At 67.8% G+C, this 22,066-nt stretch carries 17 protein-coding genes and 3 rRNA genes; all 20 read right to left on the bottom strand.

The window, feature by feature from the left end; genetic code table 11:
- Positions 1-18 precede the first annotated feature (18 nt).
- The 20 genes from der to KY498_RS00450 all read right to left on the bottom strand — a co-directional run bounded on the left by der (position 19) and on the right by KY498_RS00450 (position 21,927).
- Complete coding sequence (der, locus tag KY498_RS00545) at positions 19-1,542, bottom strand: ribosome biogenesis GTPase Der (protein WP_060960696.1); 1,524 nt, start codon at positions 1,540-1,542, stop codon at positions 19-21.
- Complete coding sequence (cmk, locus tag KY498_RS00540; protein WP_101306533.1) at positions 1,532-2,233, bottom strand: (d)CMP kinase; 702 nt, start codon at positions 2,231-2,233, stop codon at positions 1,532-1,534. Before cmk ends, der begins: the two co-directional genes overlap by 11 nt.
- The gene (locus KY498_RS00535; protein ID WP_061782524.1) at positions 2,230-3,351 is read right to left on the bottom strand and encodes a prephenate dehydrogenase; all 1,122 of its coding nucleotides are present in this window, start codon (positions 3,349-3,351) and stop codon (positions 2,230-2,232) included. Before KY498_RS00535 ends, cmk begins: the two co-directional genes overlap by 4 nt.
- A gap of 11 nt (positions 3,352-3,362) precedes the next feature.
- Positions 3,363-4,136: a pseudouridine synthase gene (locus KY498_RS00530; protein WP_191008746.1), complete on the bottom strand. Its 774-nt coding sequence runs from the start codon at positions 4,134-4,136 to the stop codon at positions 3,363-3,365.
- Entirely contained in the window at positions 4,133-4,741 is a 609-nt protein-coding gene (gene scpB, locus KY498_RS00525; RefSeq protein WP_101306535.1) for an SMC-Scp complex subunit ScpB, read from the bottom strand. Before scpB ends, KY498_RS00530 begins: the two co-directional genes overlap by 4 nt.
- Positions 4,731-5,585: a ScpA family protein gene (locus tag KY498_RS00520; protein WP_060960701.1), complete on the bottom strand. Its 855-nt coding sequence runs from the start codon at positions 5,583-5,585 to the stop codon at positions 4,731-4,733. Before KY498_RS00520 ends, scpB begins: the two co-directional genes overlap by 11 nt.
- The gene (locus KY498_RS00515; RefSeq protein ID WP_061782522.1) at positions 5,569-6,402 is read right to left on the bottom strand and encodes a ParA family protein; all 834 of its coding nucleotides are present in this window, start codon (positions 6,400-6,402) and stop codon (positions 5,569-5,571) included. Before KY498_RS00515 ends, KY498_RS00520 begins: the two co-directional genes overlap by 17 nt.
- 138 nt (positions 6,403-6,540) lie before the next feature.
- On the bottom strand, positions 6,541-7,641 hold the full coding sequence (locus KY498_RS00510) for a hypothetical protein (RefSeq protein WP_101306536.1): 1,101 nt from the start codon (positions 7,639-7,641) through the stop codon (positions 6,541-6,543).
- Between the two features lies 1 nt (position 7,642).
- Positions 7,643-8,902, bottom strand: coding sequence for an aminotransferase class V-fold PLP-dependent enzyme (locus tag KY498_RS00505; RefSeq protein ID WP_191008747.1), 1,260 nt, complete (start codon positions 8,900-8,902; stop codon positions 7,643-7,645).
- Between the two features lie 80 nt (positions 8,903-8,982).
- Positions 8,983-9,597 carry a vitamin K epoxide reductase family protein gene (locus KY498_RS00500; RefSeq protein ID WP_191008748.1) on the bottom strand — a complete coding sequence of 205 codons (615 nt, stop codon included), beginning with the start codon at positions 9,595-9,597 and terminating at the stop codon, positions 8,983-8,985.
- Positions 9,598-9,652: 55 nt separating this feature from the next.
- Positions 9,653-10,582, bottom strand: coding sequence for a site-specific tyrosine recombinase XerD (gene xerD / locus KY498_RS00495; protein ID WP_101307248.1), 930 nt, complete (start codon positions 10,580-10,582; stop codon positions 9,653-9,655).
- Positions 10,579-11,235: an NUDIX hydrolase gene (locus KY498_RS00490; RefSeq protein ID WP_060960705.1), complete on the bottom strand. Its 657-nt coding sequence runs from the start codon at positions 11,233-11,235 to the stop codon at positions 10,579-10,581. Before KY498_RS00490 ends, xerD begins: the two co-directional genes overlap by 4 nt.
- The gene (locus tag KY498_RS00485; protein ID WP_191008749.1) at positions 11,228-12,937 is read right to left on the bottom strand and encodes a CTP synthase; all 1,710 of its coding nucleotides are present in this window, start codon (positions 12,935-12,937) and stop codon (positions 11,228-11,230) included. The genes KY498_RS00490 and KY498_RS00485 overlap by 8 nt, the downstream gene beginning before the upstream one ends.
- Before the next feature lie 6 nt (positions 12,938-12,943).
- The gene (gene recN / locus KY498_RS00480; RefSeq protein ID WP_191008750.1) at positions 12,944-14,647 is read right to left on the bottom strand and encodes a DNA repair protein RecN; all 1,704 of its coding nucleotides are present in this window, start codon (positions 14,645-14,647) and stop codon (positions 12,944-12,946) included.
- Positions 14,644-15,597 carry an NAD kinase gene (locus KY498_RS00475; RefSeq protein WP_191008751.1) on the bottom strand — a complete coding sequence of 318 codons (954 nt, stop codon included), beginning with the start codon at positions 15,595-15,597 and terminating at the stop codon, positions 14,644-14,646. Before KY498_RS00475 ends, recN begins: the two co-directional genes overlap by 4 nt.
- A complete protein-coding gene (locus tag KY498_RS00470) occupies positions 15,594-16,421 on the bottom strand; it encodes a TlyA family RNA methyltransferase (protein WP_191008752.1) in 828 nt (275 codons plus the stop codon). Before KY498_RS00470 ends, KY498_RS00475 begins: the two co-directional genes overlap by 4 nt.
- Positions 16,418-16,582, bottom strand: coding sequence for a hypothetical protein (locus tag KY498_RS00465; protein WP_191009711.1), 165 nt, complete (start codon positions 16,580-16,582; stop codon positions 16,418-16,420). Before KY498_RS00465 ends, KY498_RS00470 begins: the two co-directional genes overlap by 4 nt.
- A 101-nt stretch (positions 16,583-16,683) precedes the next feature.
- Positions 16,684-16,800: ribosomal RNA gene (rrf, locus tag KY498_RS00460) — 5S ribosomal RNA — on the bottom strand.
- 104 nt (positions 16,801-16,904) lie between these two features.
- Positions 16,905-20,011 (bottom strand): 23S ribosomal RNA (locus KY498_RS00455).
- Positions 20,012-20,404: 393 nt separating this feature from the next.
- A 16S ribosomal RNA gene (locus KY498_RS00450) occupies positions 20,405-21,927 on the bottom strand.
- Together the 16S, 23S and 5S rRNA genes form the textbook arrangement of a ribosomal RNA operon.
- Positions 21,928-22,066: the final 139 nt, after the last annotated feature.

Genomic DNA, 22,066 nt, shown 5'->3' with positions numbered 1-22,066 from the left:
CGCAGCAGCCCAGCCGCCTCAGCGCTGGCGACGCTCGCGCACCCGCATGTTGGTGACGATCGGCGTGCCCTCGAAGCCGAAGATCTCGCGCAGACGGCGCTGGATGAAGCGCCGGTACCCGGGGTCGAGGAAGCCAGTGGTGAACAGCACGAACGTCGGCGGCCGGGTGCCGGCCTGCGTGCCGAACAGGATGCGCGGCTGCTTGCCGCCGCGCAGCGGATGCGGGTGCTCGGCCACCAGCTCGGCCAGGAACGCGTTGAACTTGCCGGTCGGGATGCGCTGATCCCACGACTCGAGCGCCGTCTCGAGCGCCGGCACGAGCTTGTCGAGGTGACGGCCGGTGCGCGCCGAGATGTTGACGCGCGGCGCCCACGTGACGTGGGCGAGGTCCTGCTCGATCTCACGCTCGAGGTAACGGCGACGGTCGGCGTTCTCCATGTCGTCGTCGTTCAGGCGATCCCACTTGTTGAACGCCAGCACGAGCGCACGGCCCGACTCGAGCACGAGGTCGATGATGTTGAGGTCCTGCACGCTGATCGACTGCGACACGTCGAGCACGACGACGGCGACCTCCGCCTTCTCCAGCGCCGCGGAGGTGCGCAGCGACGCGTAGAAGTCGGCGCCCTGCTGCAGGTGCACGCGGCGGCGGATGCCGGCGGTGTCGACGAAGCGCCACAGCTTGCCGCCGAGCTCGACGATCTCGTCGACGGGGTCGCGGGTCGTGCCCGCGAGCTCGTTGACGACCACGCGCTCCTCGCCGGCGGCCTTGTTCAGCAGCGACGACTTGCCGACGTTGGGGCGACCGAGGATGGCGACACGACGCGGCCCGCCGAGCTCGCCCTTGGCGACCGCCGAGACCTCCGGCAGCACCTTCATCACCTCGTCGAGCAGGTCGGCGACACCGCGGCCGTGGATCGCGGAGACGGGGTGCGGCTCGCCCAGACCGAGGTTCCACAGGGCCGCGGCCTCGGGCTCCTGCCGGGCGTCGTCGATCTTGTTCGCGACGAGGAAGACCGGCTTCTTCGTCGTGCGCAGGAGCTTGACGACGGCCTCGTCGGTCGCGGTCGCGCCGACCATCGCGTCGACGACGAACAGCACGACGTCGCACAGCTCGATCGCGACCTCGGCCTGCGCGGCGACGGAGCGGTCGATGCCGCGCGCGTCGGGCTCCCACCCGCCGGTGTCGACGAGGCTGAAGCGGCGGTCCATCCACTCGGCCTTGTACGTCACGCGGTCGCGCGTGACACCGGGGGTGTCCTCCACGACGGCCTCGCGACGGCCCAGGATGCGGTTGACCAGCGCGGACTTGCCGACGTTGGGCCGTCCTACGATCGCGACGACCGGCAGCGCCGGCAGCATCTCGACGACCTCGCCGCCGGCGGTGAAGCCCGCGAGCAGCTCATCGTCCTCGTCGTCGAGCTCGTAGTCGGACAGGGAGGCGCGCAGCGCCGCGGCCCGCTGCTCGGCGAGCTCCTCATCGAGGTTCGCGAGCTTCTCCTCGATCTGGTCGGGTCCGGCCTCGTAGTCGTCTTCAGCGGCCATCGGGATTCTCCTGTGCAGTGGGGGCGACTGCGGAGATCACGTCGAGGACGGCCTCCACGGTCTGCGTGAAATCGAGTTCGGTGGAGTCGACGACCGTCACGCCGTCTGCGGCGGTGAGGAAGTCGACCACGGTGCTGTCGGCGGCATCCCGTCGGTGCAGCGCCGCGGCGACCGCGTCGGCGTCGTGCGCGCTCAGCTCCGCGCTGCGACGCGCGGCGCGCACCTCGGGCGCGGCGGTGAGGAGGATGCGCACCGGGGCGTCGGGCGCGACGACCGTGGTGATGTCGCGGCCCTCGACCACGACGCCCGGGCGACCCGACTCGCGCACGAGGCGGCGGAACAGCGCGTTGACCTGTTCCCGCACGGCGGGCACGCGTGCGACGCCGCTCACGGCGTCGGTCACCCGCGGCTCGCGGATCGCGGCGGTCACGTCGGCGTCGCCCACACGCACCCAGTAGTCGTCGGGGTCGAGCGAGATCGCGTAGGGGAAGTCGGATGCGGCGGCCACGACGGCCGTCTCGTCGGCGGTGTCCTGGGCCGACCCGGTGCCGCGCGCCAGCACGTGCCACGCGAGGGCGCGGTAGGCCGCCCCGGTGTCGAGGTAGCCGTAGCCGAGTGCGCGCGCGGCCTGCTTGGAGACGCTCGACTTGCCGGAGCCGGCGGGCCCGTCGATGGCGATCGTGACGGTCATGAGGGCAGGCTCGCAATCTTCCAGCCGCGCGCCACGAGGCCCTCCTCGGCCTGGCGCACGATCGTCGGGTCGACACTGATCTCGGCGAGGCCGAACTGGGCGCCCGGTGAGTGCTCCAGCCGCAGGTCCTCGACGTTGACGCCGAGCTCACCCAGCTCTCCGAACAGGCGGCCGAGCTGGCCCGGGGTGTCGTCGACCATGACGACGAGGCTCTCGAAACGCCGGTTCTGGCCGTGCTTGCCGGGCAGGCGCTCCACACCGTCGTTGCCGCGGCGGATGGTGTCGGCGAGGGCACGCCGCGCGCCGGGGGCCTCGGGGGCGCGCAGGGCGTCCGCGACGGCGCGCAGGTCGTCGGAGAGAGCGTCGAGCACGTCGACGACGGGTGCGGAGTTCGCACCGAGGATCTGCACCCACAGCTCCGGTGCCGAGGCCGCGATGCGGGTCGTGTCGCGCACGCCCTGTCCGGCCAGCCGCAACGAGCCGTCGGGCGCGTCGACGAACCGGCCCGCGAGCAGCGACGCCACCAGCTGGGGCACGTGCGACACGAGCGCGACCGCGCGGTCGTGCTCGTCGGGAGTCATCTCGATGGGCGTCGCGCCGAGATCGAGCGCGAGCCCCTCGACGAGCGCGAGATCGGATGCCGGGGTCTCCTCGTCACGGCACACGACCCAGGGGCGGCCCACGAAGATGTCGGCGCGCGCCGAAATGGCGCCGCCCCGCTCGCGCCCGGCCATCGGATGCGAGCCGATGTAGTGCGTGAGGTCGACGCCGCGTCGGCGCAGTTCGCGGAGCGGGTCGAGCTTCACGCTCGCGACATCGGTGACGACGGCATCCGGGAACGCGGCGAGCTCGCGCTCGACGACGTCGGCGACGACGTCGGGCGGAACCGCGACCACCACGAGCAGCGGGCGGTCACCGTCGGCGGCCGCGCGACCCGCGCCGTAGTCGACGGCGAGCCGCAGCTGCGCCGGCGACGCGTCAGCGAGCGCGACGTCGACACCGAGCGCGCGCAACGCATGGCCGATGCTGGCGCCGAGCAGCCCGGCACCGACGATCCGGACCGTGCCGGAGGTGCGAGCCGCACGCGCGCGTGCATCGGCAACGGCCTGTTCGGTCACTGTTCTCCGCCTCAGCTGTCCCCGGGCGGCGTGGGCGCCGCCTGACGCGCCACCGTGAGCAGCGCGCCGCGTTCCACTGTAGTCAACTCCCGCGCCCGTCCCGCCGGGAGGGTTCCCAGGTGGAGCGGTCCGAACTGTCGGCGCACGAGCTCGACGACGGGGTGACCGACGGCGGCCATCATGCGCCGCACGATGCGGTTGCGGCCCGAGTGCAGCGTCAGCTCGACCAGCGACGTGTCGCCCGAGGTGTCGAGCAGACGCGCCTTGTCGGCGGCGATCGGGCCGTCGTCGAGCTCGACGCCCTTCGTCAGCCGCGCGATGGTCTGCGGGGTCACGCGACCGGTCACCTTGGCGATGTACACCTTGGTGACGCCGAACGACGGGTGGGCGAGCACGTGCGCGAGCTCGCCGTCGTTGGTCAGCACCAGCAGCCCCGACGTCTCGGCATCCAGTCGCCCGACGTTGTAGAGCCGCTCGTCCCAGTCCTTCGTGAAGCGGCGGAGGTCGGGGCGGCCCTGCTCGTCCTTCATCGACGACACGACACCGGTGGGCTTGTTGAGCATCACGTAGCGCTTCGTGGTGTCGAGCTGGATGGCGGTGCCGTCGACGTCGACCAGATCGGATGCCGGGTCGATGCGCCGCCCGAGCTCGGTGACCACTTCGCCGTTGACGCGGATGCGCCCCTCGACGATGTACTGCTCGCAGACGCGGCGGGAGGCCACGCCCGCGTTCGCGAGCACCTTCTGCAGCCGCACGCCCTCGGCATCCGGGGTGTTCGTCGTCATCGGAGCACCTCCGCGTCGAAGCCGTCGGATCCGTCGTCGAGCAGCGGCGAGATGTGCGGCAGCTCGTCGAGCCCGTTGATGCCGAGGTTCACGAGGAACGCCTCGGTCGTCCCGTAATTGATGGCGCCGGTCTCCGGATCGGTGAACAGCTCGGTGATCAGCCCTCGTGCCAGCAGGGTGCGCACGACCGAGTCGACGTTCACCGCGCGGATCGAGGCGACCTGGCTGCGGGTGACCGGCTGCTTGTAGGCGATGACCGCGAGGGTCTCCAGCGCCGCCTGCGACAGGCGCGACGGGGCCTGTCCGCCGACGAAGTCCGCGATCAGGTCGTCGTGCTCATCGCGCACGTACAGGCGCCAGCCGCCGCCGACCTCGCGCAGCTCGAAGCCGCGGCGCGGACCGCCGGTCTCGCCGTCGTAGTCGGCGACCAGGCCCGCCACCGCCTGCCGGACGGCGGGCACGGGCGCTCCCACGGCGGCGGCGAGCGCGACGAGGCTCTGCGGCTCGTCCACGATCAGCAGGATCGCCTCGATCCGGCGCGCGACGTCGGCGGGCTCCGGCGAGCGCGGCGGCGCGTTCGTGTCGGTCTCGGTGTCAGCGGTCATAATCGGCTCCCAGGGTGGCGAGGTTCTCTTCGGACCAGCGTTCGGCGGTCCAGCGCAGGGTGAGCTCGCCGAGCGGTTCCAGCTGCTCGAACGAGAGGGCGGCGTGGCGGTACAGCTCCAGCACCGCGAGGAAGCGGGCGACGACGACGCCGGTCTGGGCGACCCCGGCGACGAGCTCCCGGAAGTTGAGGGTTCCCGCGTCGCGCAGCAGGGTGACGACGATCGCGGCCTGCTCGCGGATGGACACCAGCGGCGCATGCAGATGGTCGAGCCCGACGTGCGGGATCTCCTTGGGCGCGAAGGCGAGCATCGCGAGCGCCGCGAAGTCCTCCTTCGACAGCGTCCAGACCAGTTCCGGCACCGCGCGGCGGTACTTCTCGTCGAGGCGCACGGCGCGCACGTGGCGCCGGTCCTCGCGCCGGAGGCTGCGCTCGAACCAGGCCGAGACCTCTTTGAACGCGCGGTACTGCAGCAGACGGGCGAACAGCAGATCGCGTGCCTCGAGGAGCGCGACCGACTCGGCATCCACCAGCTCGCCCTGCGGGAGGAGCCCCGCGACCTTCATGTCCAGCAGCGTCGCGGCGACGACCAGGAACTCGGAGGCCTGATCGAGATCGTCATCGGAGTCGAGGCCCTTCAGGTACGCGATGAACTCGTCGGTGACCTTGCTGAGCGAGATCTCCGTGATGTCGAGCTCGTGCTTGCCGAGCAGCGTCAGCAGCAGGTCGAACGGACCGTCGAAGTTGCTGAGCGAGACGCGGAATCCGGTGTCGTCGGCCTCCGCGGCCGCGTCTGCGACCGGCGCGGCCGCCGCGACGTCCGGCTCGTCAGGCGACGGCGCCACGAGCCACCAGCTCCCGCGCGAGGCGCAGGTAGGCCTGGGCGGCGGCGTGCTCGGGGGCGAACGTCGTGATCGGAACGCCCGACACCGACGCGTCGGGGAACTTCACCGTGCGCCCGATCACCGTCTCCAGGACGTCGTCGCCGAACGCCTCGACGACACGCTCGAGCACCTCGCGCGAGTGGAGCGTGCGCGGGTCGTACATCGTGGCGAGCACGCCGTCCAGCTCGATCGAGGGGTTGAGGCGGTCGCGCACCTTGTCGATCGTCTCGATGAGCAGCGCCACTCCGCGCAGCGCGAAGAACTCGCACTCCAGCGGGATGAGCACGCCGTGGCTCGCCGTCAGGGCGTTGACCGTGAGCAGGCCGAGCGAGGGCTGGCAGTCGATGAGGATGACGTCGTACTCCCCCGCGACCTTGCGCAGCACGCGCGCCAGGATCGTCTCGCGGGCGACCTCGTTGACGAGGTGCACCTCGGCGGCCGACAGGTCGATGTTGGCGGGGATGACGTCGAGACCGTCCACCGACGTGTGCACGATCGTCTCGTGCGGGTCGCGCTTGGTGTCCAGCAGCAGGTCGTAGATCGTCGGGATGTCGTGGGTGGCGATGCCGAGACCGGCCGACAGCGCACCCTGCGGGTCGAAGTCGATCGCGAGCACCTTGCGCCCGTACTGCGCGAGGGAGGCGGCCAGGTTGATGGTCGTCGTCGTCTTGCCGACGCCGCCCTTCTGGTTGCACAGCGCGATGATGCGGGCGGGGCCGTGACCGGTGAGCGCGGGCGGGGTCGGGAAGCCGTGGTACGGCCGACCGGTCGGTCCCATCGGAACGTCCTCCGAGAGGGCCTTCTTCGTCCCCCGCGTCTTCTCCGCCACCGACACTCCTGCTCCGTGATGCCCTTCCCAGGGCCTGGCGGACGTGCGCCGCCGTGCTCCTCGATTCTCGCACAGGGTGGGGTCGGCTCAGCCGAGGCCCCGCAGGGTGTCGACGTCCATGAGGCCCGCGTGCAAGCCGCCTCCCGCGATCAGCGACGGGATCGAGACGGTGCGGATCTGGTCCTCGACGACGTCACGGGTGTGCGCGAGGGATGCCGCGACCTCGGGCGAGGTGGTGAGCTGCGCGATCTGCTCGATCTGCGCGGGGGTGTAGCCGTCGAGGCCGAGCCATTCGTGCAGGCGGGCGGTCGCCGCCTCCGCGGACGCGGCGTTCATCCACTCCTGCGTCGGCTGACCGTCGGCGGTCTCGGTCGTGAACAGTTGCTCGAGGATGAACCAGTCGCCCGTCTCGACCTCCGCTGTGTCGGCCGCGGCGTCCGCCGCCGTCCGCTGCGCCTCGAAGGCGCGCACGGCCGTGAGGTAGGTCGCGATGAGGTGCGAGTTGGCGAACTTGTCGCCGAAGCCGCCGCGGATCGGATAGACGAGGTAGGTCACGTTGTGCGTCTCGTCGAAGCCCGCCTCCCGCATGTTGCGGAAGAGCTCGGCGCAGAAGCGGCATCCGGGGTCGAGGACGTCGAGCGCCGTCGGCCGTCCGTCGACGCGACCACCGAGGTAGGTGGCGTCGGGCGACGCGAAGTCCTCGGCATCCCACGTGCGCAGCCGGCTCGGGACGGTGGCGATCGTGTCTCCGACCGAGGCGAACTCGCGGCCGAACGCGCCGAGGACGTCGCCGGTGCCGATCGACTCCCAGAAGCCCGGCTCGACGGCGTCGATCGAGCAGGCCTGCGCGGCGAGCGTGCACGCCTGGGCGTTCTGCTTGTCGCACGTCCCGTAGACGAAGAGGTTGAGACCGCTGCGGCCGAGCAGATAGAGACTGACGATGAGGCTCAGGACCATGATCCAGGCGACGACCTCGATGGCGATGCTCGCCGGGCGCACGAGCCGCGGCGCGCGCACCGCCAGAGGAGCCAGCAGCGAGTTCTTGACGTCGTCGCGGAACGTGGTGTCGCAGGGGCGCAGCGTCACCCGGCGCCACGCGCACCCCCATGCCTTACCGAGCAGCCGGCGGTACTTCGCGGAGACCGCGGACAGCACCAGGACGACGATGAAGGCGACGATGCAGACCACGTCACAACCCCGCCATCATCGCGGTCATGACCTCGAGCGTGCGATCGACGTCGGCGTCGGTGTTGTGCGCCCCGAGGCTGAAGCGCACGAGGGGTCCGAACCCCCGCCGCTCGATCAACCAGTGGTGGGCGCAGAACGACCCGCTGCGCACGGAGATGCCGGCGTGCGCCAGGAACGCGGCCAGCCGGTGTCCGTCGACCCGCTCCGGCAGGATCGAGATCACCGGCGTCGGCGCGTCGCCGATCATGCGCAGCCGCGGCAGGGCGGCGAGCCCGTCGTACAGGCGCGTCGCGAGACGCTGCTCGTGCACCTCGAGCGACTCGCCGGCGGCGCTGCGGAACCCGGCCAGCCAGTCGAGGGCGGCGCCGAAACCGATGATCTCGGCCCACGCCTGCAGGCCGGGCTCGAGGCGGGTGTGCGGATCGGGCAGCAGGGTGAAGTCGTCGGCCGAGACGGCGCTCACCTGGCCGCCGCCGACGATGACGGGATCCAACGCGGTGAGCAGCTCCCGCGTGGCGACGACGACGCCGAGCGAGGGACCGTACATCTTGTGCGCCGAGAAGCAGACCGCGTCGGCGTCGAGACCGCGGAGGGTCTCGAGGGCATGGGCGGCCGCCTGGGCGGCGTCGACGATGACGATGCCGCCGACGCGATGCGCCGACGCGATCAGCTCCGGCAGGTCCGGGGTGACGACGCCCGCGACGTTGTCCATCGCCGACACGACGACGATCGCGTCCCGAAGGCCCTCCTCGTCGGTGAGCACGCGGCCCTCGTCGTCGCGCTCCAGGACGATGCGCGGGATGCCGCGGCGACGCGCGGCCGCGATGGTCGACAGGAACACGGCGTTGTGCTCGGTGGCCGTCGTGACGATCCGGGCGTGCCCTCCCGCGGGCAGACCCGCCAGGAGCAGCCCGAGACCGTACGTCGTGTTGAGCGTGAAGGCGCAGGCGTGCCGCCGCGACGTGAGCCCGAGGGCGGCCAGGGTCCGCTCGCGGGTGCGCGCCACCTCGGCATCCACCCGCCGGCCGGCGTCGTACCGCACGCGCCCGCCGCAGGCGTTGCTGTGCAGGTAGTAGTCCTGCACGGCGTCGATGACCGGTTGCGGCCGCAGCGTCTGACACGCGGAATCGAGGTAGACCTCGCCCTCGGGAAGATAGGCGAACCCGGGTCGGGCCTCGGCGGCGGCGTCTCGCTGCGCGTCGGCGCCGCGACCGCGTCTGCCGAACAGGCCCTTGCGTTCGGGGCGACCGGCGGCATCCATGCGGCCCATTGTGGTCGGACCACCCGGCCGTGCGCCGCCTCTTCCGCCGTGAAAGATCGAGCGCCGACCCGGCTCCGGCCTCAGAAGAGGCTGCCGATGACGTCCAGCCGCAGCTGGGCGGCGACGGCGATCACCAGGTAGTCCGCCACCACGATCAGCGGCAGCCACGACAGCACCGCCGCCCCGACGCGTCGCACACCGGGCCCGCTCCCCCACACCCCGTCGCGGAGCGTCCAGCCGGTGACGGTCCAGAAGAGCGGGATCGTGACGAGCCAGATCACCATGCACCAGGGGCACAGCGAGCCGTACTCGAAGACGCTCCGGTACGCCAGGACGTGCACGAACACGAAGGCGCCCGCCACGAACAGCCCGTACACGCGCCAGAACCACGACCGCAGACCCGCCGGAGCGGCGAACGCTGCGGCACCCGCGTAGATGGGGCCGAAGAAGAGCATGATGCCGATGATCGAGTTGCTGAACCCCAGCAGGTTGCCGCCGGGCGAGAGCAGGTTGGGGCCGCACGTGACGATCGGGCTGATGCTGCAGCTGATCAGCGGCGTGGCCCCCGTCAGCTGGCCGATGTACTCCAGGTAGAGCAGGAACGCCACGATGCCGCCGGTCGCACCGGCCACGATCCACCAGACGGACAGCGCGCGTCCGGGACGGTGCCCGGCGGGGATGCTCTCGCGGTTCATCCCGCCATCGTCCCTCGCCGTCCGCGGCGGGAACCGCCCGATGCGCCGGAGAAAATCAGCGGGCGCGGGGGTGAGAGGTGAGATACACGTCGCGCAGTGCGTCGACCGTGACGTGGGTGTAGATCTGGGTCGTGGCGACCGACGCGTGGCCGAGGAGTTCCTGGACGACCCGCACGTCGGCGCCGCCCTGCAGCAGGTGCGTCGCGAACGAGTGTCGGAAGGTGTGCGGCGACACGTGCGCCGTGAGACCGGCGCGCCCCGCCGCGTCCTGGATGATCAGCCACGCCCCCTGCCGCGACAGCGGCGCGCCGCGCGCACCGAGGAACAGGCGCGCGGTCGCGCGACCCCGCCGCGACAGCTCCGGGCGGGCGCGGGCGAGATACGCGTCGAGGGCCGCCCGCGCGTACGAGCCGACCGGCACGATCCGCTCCTTGCGCCCCTTGCCGCGCACGCGGATCACCTCGCCGCCCGAGCCCGCGACGTCGTCGACGTCGAGCTGCATGACCTCCGAGACGCGCGCGCCGGTCGCGTACAGCAGCTCCAGCAAGGCCCGGTCGCGCAGTCGGATGATGTCGGTGTCGCCGGTGGCTCCGGGCGCGGGGCCCGCGGCATCCAGCAGCGCCTCGATCTGGTCGATGGACAGTGCCTTCGGCAGTCGCTGCGGCGTCTTCGGCGGCCGCAGCCGATCGCTCGGGTCGGCCTGCTCGATCCCCTCGCGCACCAGGAAGCGGTGCAGCCCACGCACCGACGACTGCAGCCTCGCCAGCGACGTCGCCGCGGGCGGGGGCACGGCCGACGCGCGCTCCGCGGCGAAGGCCGCCACGAGCGCCGGCGTCACCTCCGCCGTCTCCTCGACGCCCTGCGCGGACAGCCACGCGCGGTAGCCGGACAGGTCGCGGCGGTACGCCGCGACGGTATGCTCCGACAGGCCGCGCTCGATCGTGATGTGCCTCAGGTAGGCGTCGATCGCGCGGTCGACCTTCACCGCGAGACCGCGGGTCCGCTCTCGCCGATGGCCCGCGGGCGCCGCGGCCACGGAGCGTCTCCCGCCGCCAGCGTCGACCACGCCCGCGCGCGCGACGCCTGCGCCGCGAGGGCAGCCACGATGAGCGACGGGTTCTGCACGCGCCGGTCGAGGACGGCGTCCACGACCTCGTCGAGCGCGACCCAGCGCACCTCGATGTCGGCCTCCTCGGCCTCCCGGGCGAACGTCTCGTCGGCCGCGCGCAGGTCGCGTGCGAGGTAGATGCGGATGGCCTCGTCGCTGCCGCCGGGCGAGGTCATGAACTCCCCGAGCACGTGCCAGGATGCCGCCACGAGGTCCGCCTCCTCGGCCAGCTCACGCTGCGCCGCGACGAGCGGCGACTCCTCCGCGATGTCGAGCAGGCCCGCCGGGATCTCCCAGTCGCGCAGGCGCACCGGATGCCGGTACTGCTTGATCAGCAGCACGCGGTCCTCATCGTCCAGCGCGAGCACCGCGACGGCCCCGGTGTGGTCCATGTACTCGCGCACGATGGACTCGCCGTTGTAGGAGACCTCGTCGCGGCGGATGTTCCACACCCGCCCGACGAACGGCGTCTCGGTGCGGACGACCGCGGCCTCGACCGGGTCGTCCGCGAGCGGTGACGCGTCAGTCACGCTCGACCTCGAACAGCTCGCTGGCGCGGTGCCGCTCCAGCGCCGCGGCGATGAGGCCGCGGAACAGCGGGTTGGCCTCGGTCGGGCGCGAGCGCAGCTCCGGGTGGGCCTGGGTCGCGATGTAGTACGGGTGCACGTCGCGCGGCAGCTCGACGTACTCGACGAGCCCGTGGTCGGGCGACAGCCCCGAGAACCACATGCCCGCCTCGGCGATCTGGTCGCGGTAGCGGTTGTTGACCTCGTAGCGGTGCCGGTGGCGCTCGCTCGCGCGGCCCGCGCCGTAGACCTCGGCGGCCAGCGACCCCTCGGCGAGCTCGGCCTCGTACAGGCCGAGCCGCATCGTGCCGCCCAGGTCGCCCCGGTCGATGATGTCGACCTGCTCGGCCATCGTGGCGATGACGGGGTGCGTGGTGTCGGGGTCGAACTCGCTCGAGGAGGCGCCCTCGATGCCGGCGACGTGGCGCGCGTACTCGATCACCATGCACTGCAGACCCAGGCAGATGCCGAGCGTGGGGATGCCCTGCTCGCGCGCGAAACGCAGCGCACCGAGCTTGCCCTCGATGCCGCGGATGCCGAAGCCGCCGGGCACGACGATGCCGTCGAGCGCGCCCAGCGCCTTCTCGGCGCCCTCCGGCGTCTCGCAGAGGTCGGACGCGATCCACTTCACCTGGACCTTCGTCTCCTGTGCGAAGCCTCCGGCCTTGAGCGCCTCCGTGACCGACAGGTAGGCGTCGGGCAGGTCGATGTACTTGCCGACGAGGCCGATCGTCACCTCGTGCTTGGGGTTGTGGACGGCGTCGAGCACCTTGCTCCAGCGCGTCCAGTCCACCTCGGCGGCCTTGCCCGACAGCCCCAGCGCGTCGACGATGTAGCTGTCGAGTCCCTGCTCGTTGAGCATGGTGGGGATGTCGTAGATCGAGGGAACGTCGATCGCGTTGACGACGGCATCCTCGTCGACGTCGCACATGAGCGCGATCTTGCGCTTGTTCGACTCGGTGACGGGACGGTCGCTGCGCAGCACGAGGGCGTCCGGCTGGATGCCGATGGAGCGCAGGGCCGCCACGGAGTGCTGCGTCGGCTTGGTCTTCTGCTCGCCCGAGGCTCCCATGAACGGCACGAGGGAGACGTGCACGAAGAAGACGTTCTTGCGTCCGAGCTCGTGACGGATCTGGCGCGCCGACTCGATGAACGGCTGCGACTCGATGTCGCCCACGGTGCCGCCGATCTCGGTGATGATCACGTCGGGCTTCGGCGTCTCATCGGCCTGCAGGCGCATCCGACGCTTGATCTCGTCGGTGATGTGGGGAATGACCTGAACCGTGTCGCCCAGGTACTCGCCGCGGCGCTCGCGCGCGATGACCTGGGAGTAGATCTGGCCCGTCGTGACGTTGGCCGCCTGGCTCAGCTCGATGTCGAGGAAGCGCTCGTAGTGGCCGATGTCGAGGTCGGTCTCCGCGCCGTCGTCGGTGACGAAGACCTCACCGTGCTGGAACGGGTTCATCGTCCCGGGATCGACGTTGAGATACGGGTCGAGCTTCTGCATCACCACGCGCAGTCCGCGCGCCGTCAGCAGATTCCCGAGGGAGGCGGCGGTCAGGCCCTTCCCCAACGACGAAACGACACCGCCCGTCACGAAGATGTGCTTGGTGGTGTCGTTCGAAGTCTTGCCCGCCGTCTTACCTGCTGAATGAGTGTCCGTCACGGGCTTTCATCCTATCAGCCCGGAGTGGGCCAGGCTCAGAAGCTCCCGGGCGTGGTCGAGAGCGGTGGTCGAATCCGACAGGCCGGACAGCAGGCGCGCCATCTCGGCCTCCCGATCGGCGCCCACGAGCGCACGCACGCTCGACGCCGTCACCGAGCCGTCGCCGGACTTCACGACGCTCAGGTGGTTGGAGGCGAACGCGGCGACCTGCGCGAGGTGGGTCACGACGATCACCTGGCTCGTCTCGGCGAGCCGCGCGAGGCGTCGACCGACCTCGATCGCCGCCGCGCCGCCGATGCCCGCATCGATCTCGTCGAACACGAACGTCGGAACCCCGCCGGAGCCCGCGATGACGACCTCGATCGCCAGCATGACGCGACTGAGCTCGCCGCCCGAGGCGGTCTTGGCGACGGGACGGGGCTCCGCGCCCGGATGCGGCGCGAGCAGGATCGTGACGTCGTCGCGGCCGGATGCCGTGGGTGCCGCCTCCTCGACGGCGACGACGACGCGCGCGTCGGGAAGGGCGAGCGCGTGCAGCTCCTGCGTGACCGCGTCGGCCAGGCGCACGGCCGCGGCGCGGCGCGCGGCGGTGAGGCGGGACGCGAGGGCGTCGAGGGCGGCGGCGGCCTCGGCCTCCTCCTCCCGCAGGCGGGCGATGCGCTCACCGTCGTCGTCGAGCTCGGCGAGACGGAACGCACCGGTGCGCGCCAGCTCGAGCGCGGCGTCGAGGGTGCCGTGCGCGCGCACCAGGGCGGTGACGGCGGCCCGGCGCTCCTCGACCGCGGCGAGCTCGTGCGGCCCCGAGTCGTCGAGGTCGGCGAGGTACGCGCTCAGCTCGGTGGCGAGGTCGGCCACGCGGTACGAGATGTCGTCGAGGCTCGCCGCGTGACCCGCGAGGATCGTGTCGCTGCGCGCGGCCCGGTCGAGTGCGCGCCGCGCCTCCGTGACGAGCAGCGTGACATCCGGCGCCTCGCCGCCGCCGGAGAGGGCATCGTGGGCGATCGCGGCCGCCTGTCGCAACTCTTCGACGTTGGCCAGTCTCTCGGCGCGCTGCGCCAGCTCGAGGTCTTCGCCGGGCTGCGGATCGACCTGCTCGATCTCCGTGAGTTCCGCGCGCAACCGTTCGGCCTCCGCGGCGCGCTCCGCCGCGTGGCCGGTGATGTCCGCGATCTGCGCCGACAGCTCGCGCAACGCGGTGTATGCCTCGCGGTATGCCTCCCACGCGGGGAGGATCTCCGCGGCGCCGAAGCGGTCGAGGGCGTCGCGCTGGGCGGCGCCGGAGCGCAGACGCAGCTGATCGGATTGGCCGTGCACCACGACGAGCTGCTCGGCGAGGTCGGCGAGCACGCCGGCCGGCGCCGTACGCCCGCCGACGCTGGCGCGGCTGCGACCCTCCGCCGTCACGGTGCGCGCCAGGTAGAGCTCGGCGAGGCCGTCGCCGATCGGCTCCACCTCGCCGCCCGCCTCCGCGACGCGGTCGGCCACGGCACCGGCATCCGGCACCACCCACACGCCCTCTACGGCCGCTTGAGCGGCCCCCGCGCGCACGACGCCCGAGTCCGAGCGGGCGCCGAGGAGCAGCCCGAGTCCGGTCACCACCATGGTCTTGCCCGCACCGGTCTCACCGGTGATCGCGGTGAACCCCGGCCCCATCGGGAGGGTCGCCTGAGCGATCACGCCCAGATCGCGCAACGTCATCTGCTCGATCACGTCGAGCCCTCCCCCGCCGCCACGGCCGCCGACCCTTCGGCGGGGCCCCGCCAGCCGGTCACGGGGAGCTGGAACTTGCGCACCAGCCGATCGGTGAACGGTGCCGGGTGCAGACGCGCCAGCCGCACCGGCTGAGCGGATCGGCTCACCACCACGCGCGCGCCCGGCGGCAAGTCGTGGGACCGCCGCCCGTCGCACCAGAGGATGCCGGTGCCGTCGGTGCGGGCGAGGACCTCGATCGCCACCGTCGCTTCCGGGCCGACGACCAGGGGGCGCGCGAACAGGGCGTGCGCCGAGAGCGGGACCACCGCGATCGCCTCGACGGTGGGCCAGATCACCGGCCCTCCGGCGGAGAAGTTGTACGCCGTCGAGCCCGTGGGAGTCGCGATGACCACGCCGTCGCAGCCGAAGCTCGACAGCGGGCGGCGGTCGATCTCGATGACGACCTCCATCATGCGCTCGCGCGCGGCCTTCTCGACGGTGGCCTCGTTGAGCGCCCACGTGTCGTAGATCACGGCGCCGTCAGCATCCTTCACGCGCACGGCGAGGGTCATCCGCTCTTCGACCTGATAGTCGCGCGCGATGATGCGGCGCATGGCGTCGTCGATGTCGTCCGGCTCGATCTCGGCGAGGAAGCCGACATGGCCCATGTTGATGCCGAGGATCGGCGCCGTGCCGTCGCGCACCAGTTCGGCCGCACGCAGGATGGTGCCGTCACCGCCCAGCACGATGGCGAGCTCGACGTCGGCGACGTGCACATCCGTGCCCAGGGCCGCCAGCGGACCGAGATCGGTCAGGGCCGCGACCAGCTCGGGATCGTCCACGGCGAGCACCGGCCGCGCACCGGCCGAGGTCAGCGCGGCGATGACGCGACGAGCGGCCGCGACGGTGTCGTCTCGCCGGGCGTGGGCGACCACCAGGATGTCGCGCGTACGTGTCGCGTCGGTCATACCGCTCCCGTCAGCTCATCGATCGTCCTCAGCCATTCTGTCGGATTGCCGGCCGTCGCCGGGCGGTCGACAGAGGCGGCGGCGATCGGCCGGAGGTGCACGAGGTACTCCCGGTTGCCGTGCGTGCCCGCCAGCGGCGAGGCGATGAGGCCGGCGGTGCCGAGCCCCAGGTCCCACGCCGCCCACAGCACGCCCGCGACGGCGTCGGCGCGGGCGGCCGGGTCGGTGACCAGGCCCTCACGCACCCCCGTCCGACCGACCTCGAACTGCGGCTTGATCAGCAGCACGATGTCGGTGGCGGCGCTGACCAGCGTCGCGATCGCCGGGAGGACGAGCCCCAGCGAGATGAACGAAAGGTCGGCCACGACCACCTCGGGCACGCGATCGTCGCCGGATGCGGCGGCCAGCGCTGCCGGCGTCATGTAGCGGACGTTGAAGCCCTCGACGACCGTCACGCCGGGGTCGGCCGCGACGGAGGCCGCGAGCTGCCCGTGTCCGACGTCGACGGCGAGGACGTGCGCCGCCCCGCGCTCGCGGAGCACCTGGGTGAAGCCGCCCGTGGACGCCCCCAGGTCGAGGCACCGCCGTCCGTCGACGCGGATCGGGAAGGCGTCGAGGGCCGCGATGAGCTTGTGCGCGGCACGACTCACGTAGTGGTCCGCACCGGCCACCGCCAGGACCGCATCGTCCGCGACCGGCGTCGACGGCTTGACGACCGCCACACCGTCGACGGTGACCAGACCGGCCTCGATGTCCCGCGCGGCCTGGGTGCGAGAACGCGACAGCCCTCGCGCGGCGAGGGCCGCATCCAACCGCACCGTCACTGGCCGCCGTCGCGCGGGCCGGATTCGAGGCGGCGCGCCAGCTCGTCGTGCAGGGCGGCGTAGGCGGCGGCGCGCTCGCGAAGGGGCTGCTCCTCGATCACCTCGAGGGCGGAGAGCAGATCCTCGCGGCGCAGCTGCTGGTCGTCGCCATCCATCGACATACCTCCACGATAGTCGCCGCGACGACGACGGCCGCGTCACGCGACGCGTCTGTTAACGGGAAATGGCCACCCAGCGTTGGGTGGCCATTTCCTGAAATGAAGTCCGGCGGTGTCCTACTCTCCCACAGGGTCCCCCCTGCAGTACCATCGGCGCTGTGAGGCTTAGCTTCCGGGTTCGGAATGTGACCGGGCGTTTCCCTCACGCTATGGCCGCCGAAACACTATTGATGTTTCATCAAGCACACAACGATCGAAGATCAGTTGTGCAGTTCTCGACCGTACATCGAGAACCACTCAGTGGACGCAAGCACCAAAACGGTGTGTTATCAAGTCATCGGCTTATTAGTACCGGTCAGCTTCACGTGTTGCCACGCTTCCACATCCGGCCTATCAACCCAGTAGTCTGGCTGGGAGCCTCTCGCCCGAAGGCATGGAAATCTCATCTTGAGGCCGGCTTCCCGCTTAGATGCTTTCAGCGGTTATCCATCCCGAACGTAGCTAACCAGCGGTGCTCTTGGCAGAACAACTGGCACACCAGAGGTTCGTCCAACCCGGTCCTCTCGTACTAGGGTCAGATCCTCTCAAATTTCCTACGCGCGCAGCGGATAGGGACCGAACTGTCTCACGACGTTCTAAACCCAGCTCGCGTACCGCTTTAATGGGCGAACAGCCCAACCCTTGGGACCTACTCCAGCCCCAGGATGCGACGAGCCGACATCGAGGTGCCAAACCATGCCGTCGATATGGACTCTTGGGCAAGATCAGCCTGTTATCCCCGAGGTACCTTTTATCCGTTGAGCGACAGCGCTTCCACAAGCCACTGCCGGATCACTAGTCCCGACTTTCGTCCCTGCTCGACCTGTCAGTCTCACAGTCAAGCTCCCTTGTGCACTTACACTCGCCACCTGATTGCCAACCAGGTTGAGGGAACCTTTGGGCGCCTCCGTTACTTTTTGGGAGGCAACCGCCCCAGTTAAACTACCCACCAGGCACTGTCCCTGAACCGGATTACGGTTCGAAGTTAGATATCCAGAGTGACCAGAGTGGTATTTCAACAATGACTCCACGGTAACTGGCGTCACCGCTTCAACGTCTCCCACCTATCCTACACAAGCCACACCGAACACCAATACCAAGCTGTAGTAAAGGTCACGGGGTCTTTCCGTCCTGCTGCGCGTAACGAGCATCTTTACTCGTAGTGCAATTTCGCCGAGTTCGCGGTTGAGACAGTTGGGAAGTCGTTACGCCATTCGTGCAGGTCGGAACTTACCCGACAAGGAATTTCGCTACCTTAGGATGGTTATAGTTACCACCGCCGTTTACTGGGGCTTAAATTCTCAGCTTCGCCTTACGGCTAACCGGTCCTCTTAACCTTCCAGCACCGGGCAGGCGTCAGTCCGTATACATCGTCTTGCGACTTGGCACGGACCTGTGTTTTTAATAAACAGTCGCTACCCACTAGTCTCTGCGGCCACCACACCCTTTTTGAGGCAAGCTCATATAAGTGGATGGCCCCCCTTCTCCCGAAGTTACGGGGGCATTTTGCCGAGTTCCTTAACCACGATTCTCTCGATCTCCTTGGTATTCTCTACCTGACCACCTGAGTCGGTTTGGGGTACGGGCAGCTAGAACCTCGCGTCGATGCTTTTCTTGGCAGCAGAGGATCACCCACTTTTTATCCGCATCGTGTCTCAGCCTGTAAGAGTCACGGATTTGCCTATGACTCGGCCTACGCACTTGCCCCGGGACAACCATCGCCCGGGTTGGGCTACCTTCCTGCGTCACACCTGTTAATACGCTAACCGCACCAGCATGGGGTCATGCGCTAGCTCCAACGCTCTCACCCCGAAGGGATCGATACAAAGGAATTCGGGCACTTAGCACCACTGGATTAGTTTGGGCGGTTCTTCGCCGGTACGGGAATATCAACCCGTTGTCCATCGACTACGCCTGTCGGCCTCGCCTTAGGTCCCGACTTACCCAGGGAAGATTAGCTTGACCCTGGAACCCTTGGTCTTTCGGAGGACGTGTTTCTCACACGTCTTTCGCTACTCATGCCTGCATTCTCACTCGTGTGGCCTCCACGGCTGGTTCACACCGCCGCTTCGCTGGCCACACGACGCTCTCCTACCCATCAACACGGCTGGACCACGAAGGCCTACCAATAATGTCAATGCCACAACTTCGGTGGCGTGCTTGAGCCCCGTTACATTGTCGGCGCGGAATCACTTGACCAGTGAGCTATTACGCACTCTTTCAAGGGTGGCTGCTTCTAAGCCAACCTCCTGGTTGTCAGAGCAACTCCACATCCTTTCCCACTTAGCACGCGCTTTGGGACCTTAGTTGGTGGTCTGGGTTGTTTCCCTCTCGACTATGAAGCTTATCCCCCACAGTCTCACTGCTGCGCTCTCACTTACCGGCATTCGGAGTTTGGCTGACGTCAGTAACCTTGTAGGGCCCATCGGCCATCCAGTAGCTCTACCTCCGGCAAGAAACACGCAACGCTGCACCTAAATGCATTTCGGAGAGAACCAGCTATCACGAAGTTTGATTGGCCTTTCACCCCTATCCACAGCTCATCCCCTCAGTTTTCAACCTAAGTGGGTTCGGCCCTCCACGACGTCTTACCGTCGCTTCAGCCTGGCCATGGATAGATCACTTCGCTTCGGGTCTAGGACACGCGACTGAATCGCCCTATTCAGACTCGCTTTCGCTACGGCTACCCCACACGGGTTAACCTCGCCACGTATCGCTAACTCGCAGGCTCATTCTTCAAAAGGCACGCTGTCACCCCTACTAAGGAGGCTCCAACGGTTTGTAAGCAAACGGTTTCAGGTACTATTTCACTCCCCTCCCGGGGTACTTTTCACCTTTCCCTCACGGTACTTGTCCGCTATCGGTCATCTGGGAGTATTTAGGCTTATCAGGTGGTCCTGACAGATTCACACGGGATTTCTCGGGCCCCGTGCTACTTGGGATACTCTTCGCGCCAAGAGAGACATTTCGACTACGGGGTTGGCACCCTCTATGACCTGGCTTTCAATCCAGTTCGTCTATACCTTCTTGTAACGCCGGCTGCTCGGCAGAACAACCAGAAAAGTCCCACAACCCCGAATACGCAACTCCTGCCGGATATCACACGTACTCGGTTTAGCCTGTTCCGGTTTCGCTCGCCACTACTAACGGAATCGCGGTTGCTTTCTCTTCCTGTGGGTACTGAGATGTTTCACTTCCCCACGTTCCCTCTACCCGCCCTATATATTCAGGCGGGAGTCACTGGGTCGGCACGCCGCCCAGCGGGGTTTCCCCATTCGGACACCCTCGGATCACAGTGTGCTTATCCACTCCCCGAGGCTTATCGCAGATTGCTACGTCCTTCTTCGGCTCCAGATGCCAAGGCATCCACCGTTTGCTCTTAAAGACTTGAAATCACATGAGTTTGAATCGTCAATCGAAATTGACTAATGATCTTTAAGATCATCTTCACGAGATGATTACTCATCTCGAAGATGCTCGCGTCCACTGTGTAGTTCTCAAAGTACGGGCGGTACCCTCCCCGCACCAGCACCAGCCGGCAACAGAAAGAGTCCTGAGGTTCGTCTGCTCCCAATCCGAAGATCAGAGCGCATCCGGTCCCTCAGGACCCAACAGCGTGCATGTGCCGGCTCACTCACCCCCAGCTTTCCCAACCCGAAGGCCGTACTAACTCGAAGATCACTCCCCCACACCTCATCAAACGTTCCACCCATGAGCGAACCGGCAAGACACATTCGGCCCTGATCCGGCGCCTGGACACCCCAAAGAGTGCCAGATGCTCCTTAGAAAGGAGGTGATCCAGCCGCACCTTCCGGTACGGCTACCTTGTTACGACTTAGTCCTAATTACCGATCCCACCTTCGACGGCTCCCTCCACAAGGGTTGGGCCACCGGCTTCAGGTGTTACCGACTTTCATGACTTGACGGGCGGTGTGTACAAGACCCGGGAACGTATTCACCGCAGCGTTGCTGATCTGCGATTACTAGCGACTCCGACTTCATGAGGTCGAGTTGCAGACCTCAATCCGAACTGGGACCGGCTTTTTGGGATTCGCTCCACCTCACGGTATTGCAGCCCTTTGTACCGGCCATTGTAGCATGCGTGAAGCCCAAGACATAAGGGGCATGATGATTTGACGTCATCCCCACCTTCCTCCGAGTTGACCCCGGCAGTATCCCATGAGTTCCCACCATTACGTGCTGGCAACATAGAACGAGGGTTGCGCTCGTTGCGGGACTTAACCCAACATCTCACGACACGAGCTGACGACAACCATGCACCACCTGTTCACCAGTGTCCAAAGAGTCCCGTATTTCTACGGTGTTCTGGTGTATGTCAAGCCTTGGTAAGGTTCTTCGCGTTGCATCGAATTAATCCGCATGCTCCGCCGCTTGTGCGGGTCCCCGTCAATTCCTTTGAGTTTTAGCCTTGCGGCCGTACTCCCCAGGCGGGGAACTTAATGCGTTAGCTGCGTCACGGAATCCGTGGAATGGACCCCACAACTAGTTCCCAACGTTTACGGGGTGGACTACCAGGGTATCTAAGCCTGTTTGCTCCCCACCCTTTCGCTCCTCAGCGTCAGTTACGGCCCAGAGATCTGCCTTCGCCATCGGTGTTCCTCCTGATATCTGCGCATTCCACCGCTACACCAGGAATTCCAATCTCCCCTACCGCACTCTAGTCTGCCCGTACCCACTGCAGACCCGAGGTTGAGCCTCGGGATTTCACAGCAGACGCGACAAACCGCCTACGAGCTCTTTACGCCCAATAATTCCGGATAACGCTTGCGCCCTACGTATTACCGCGGCTGCTGGCACGTAGTTAGCCGGCGCTTTTTCTGCAGGTACCGTCACTTTCGCTTCTTCCCTGCTAAAAGAGGTTTACAACCCGAAGGCCGTCATCCCTCACGCGGCGTTGCTGCATCAGGCTTGCGCCCATTGTGCAATATTCCCCACTGCTGCCTCCCGTAGGAGTCTGGGCCGTGTCTCAGTCCCAGTGTGGCCGGTCACCCTCTCAGGCCGGCTACCCGTCGACGCCTTGGTGAGCCATTACCTCACCAACAAGCTGATAGGCCGCGAGCTCATCCCTGACCAAAAAATCTTTCCAGCTACTGACCATGCGATCGCAGCTCGTATCCAGTATTAGACGCCGTTTCCAGCGCTTATCCCAGAGTCAGGGGCAGATTGCTCACGTGTTACTCACCCGTTCGCCACTGATCCACCCAGCAAGCTGGGCTTCACCGTTCGACTTGCATGTGTTAAGCACGCCGCCAGCGTTCATCCTGAGCCAGGATCAAACTCTCCAAAAAGAAAAAATGCATACACCACCGGGAAAACGACGATGCAGCGAGTTCGAAACTGACCAAAAGGATGCCATTACTGACAATCCATACGCCAACCCCAAAAGAGGCTGGACTTGATCCAAAGGAATCTCACCCAGCCGAAGCT

This window comes from Microbacterium sp. PAMC21962 (genome assembly GCF_019443465.1).
GTDB classification, from domain to species: Bacteria; Actinomycetota; Actinomycetes; order Actinomycetales; family Microbacteriaceae; genus Microbacterium; species Microbacterium hominis.
The sequence above is the reverse complement of the archived record's forward strand: the minus strand, read 5'-3'. Positions and strand labels throughout refer to the sequence as shown.

What these genes read in the sequence shown, in the direction of transcription:
- cmk (WP_101306533.1), bottom strand. Translation starts at nt 2,233, where the DNA reads ATGACCGTCACGATCGCCATCGACGGGCCCGCCGGCTCCGGCAAGTCG.
- KY498_RS00505 (WP_191008747.1), bottom strand. Translation starts at nt 8,902, where the DNA reads ATGGATGCCGCCGGTCGCCCCGAACGCAAGGGCCTGTTCGGCAGACGC.
- KY498_RS00465 (WP_191009711.1), bottom strand. Translation starts at nt 16,582, where the DNA reads ATGTCGATGGATGGCGACGACCAGCAGCTGCGCCGCGAGGATCTGCTC.
- KY498_RS00515 (WP_061782522.1), bottom strand. Translation starts at nt 6,402, where the DNA reads ATGGGACCGACCGGTCGGCCGTACCACGGCTTCCCGACCCCGCCCGCG.
- KY498_RS00530 (WP_191008746.1), bottom strand. Translation starts at nt 4,136, where the DNA reads ATGACGACGAACACCCCGGATGCCGAGGGCGTGCGGCTGCAGAAGGTG.
- KY498_RS00500 (WP_191008748.1), bottom strand. Translation starts at nt 9,597, where the DNA reads ATGAACCGCGAGAGCATCCCCGCCGGGCACCGTCCCGGACGCGCGCTG.
- KY498_RS00475 (WP_191008751.1), bottom strand. Translation starts at nt 15,597, where the DNA reads ATGACCGACGCGACACGTACGCGCGACATCCTGGTGGTCGCCCACGCC.
- scpB (WP_101306535.1), bottom strand. Translation starts at nt 4,741, where the DNA reads ATGACCGCTGACACCGAGACCGACACGAACGCGCCGCCGCGCTCGCCG.
- der (WP_060960696.1), bottom strand. Translation starts at nt 1,542, where the DNA reads ATGGCCGCTGAAGACGACTACGAGGCCGGACCCGACCAGATCGAGGAG.